Raw genomic sequence first — 1,113 nt, forward strand, 5'->3', positions numbered from 1 at the left:
CCTCTGGGACGGCGGTGGCTGGCCCATCGAGGTGCAGGTCGCGCTCGGCAACGTCCCCCCGAAGAGCGGCGTGGTCCTCAAGGACGTCAGCGGACGCCACGCGTACTTCACCGTCATCGCGGAGAACCCCAAGGGCCGCGCCGAACACACCCTCGACGTCACCTTCGACGAGGCCCGCCCCGCCGACGACTGGCAGTGAAACCCCGAAGGGAAGGCCCCGGCGACCGCCGGGGCCCCCGTCATTCCGCCTTCAGGTCTCGCCGCAGGCTCAGCCACGCGGGCTCGCGCCGGAAGCCGAGCTTCTCGTTCACCGCCAGCATCGGCGCGTTCGTGGACGCGTTGTCCGTCCGCACCCACGGCGCGCCCACGTCCCGCGCGTAGCGCAGCGCGCGCAGCTTGAGGCCCAGCGCGATCCCCCTCCCCCGGTACGCCCCGAGCACCCCCGTGAAGCCCGTGAAGAGCCCCTCGGCCGACCCCGAGCGGTACAGGTCCGACGTGCCCACCGCCACGCCCCCGTGCAGCGCGAGGAAGTGCGCCTGGGGCAGGTACATCGGGTCCTCCAGGACCCACTCGCGGAACTGCTCGAAGGAGATGGGCGTCGCGGGCTCGCTGCGCGGCACGTCCAGCCGCGACTCCGCGAAGACGCGGTACGCCAGCTCCCGCCAGTCCGGACGGTCCGAGAGTTCCGCCACGGAGCGGATCTCCACGCCCGCCGCGCGCAGGCGCTCCTCCACGCCCGCCCAGGGATTGAAGTCGAAGTCGCGCATCTCCAGCGTGCTCTCCCAGGTCCGCTGCGTCTCCACGAAGCCCCGATCCGAGAGGAACTTCAGGGACCGCTCCGAATCCTCACGGGCGCGGGCACGCACCGACAGCGGATCGAACGGTCCGAGCGCGTCCATCAGCGCGTCGTGAAGGGCACGGCCCAGACCCTGCCCGCGCCGGGCGGACACCACGCCTCCCGACAGGATGAAGCGGCGCGGATGGAACATGCCCGGATTCTGCGAGAACTCCCCGTAGCCCACCAGCGCGCCGTCCGCCACCGCGACGAGACGCAGGCCGCGAAGCCTCGCGTCGCCGCGCGCCTGCGCGTCCGTCACGCGCCACTCGTCCGGC

General features: G+C 72.6%; 2 protein-coding genes. One reads left to right on the forward strand and one right to left on the reverse strand.

What is annotated here, in order from left to right; translation table 11 throughout:
- The coding region (locus DEIPI_RS37225; protein ID WP_169737001.1) for a hypothetical protein at nt 1-199 on the forward strand (199 nt) is incomplete at its 5' end.
- A gap of 40 nt (nt 200-239) precedes the next feature.
- On the opposite strand, the gene DEIPI_RS27775 is transcribed toward DEIPI_RS37225, so the two are convergent.
- Nucleotides 240-1,113, reverse strand: an 874-nt coding sequence (locus DEIPI_RS27775) for a GNAT family N-acetyltransferase (protein WP_169737002.1), incomplete at its 5' end; no start/stop codon positions are given.

The sequence above is a fragment of the Deinococcus pimensis DSM 21231 genome, from assembly GCF_000519345.1.
Lineage (GTDB): Bacteria > Deinococcota > Deinococci > Deinococcales > Deinococcaceae > Deinococcus_A > Deinococcus_A pimensis.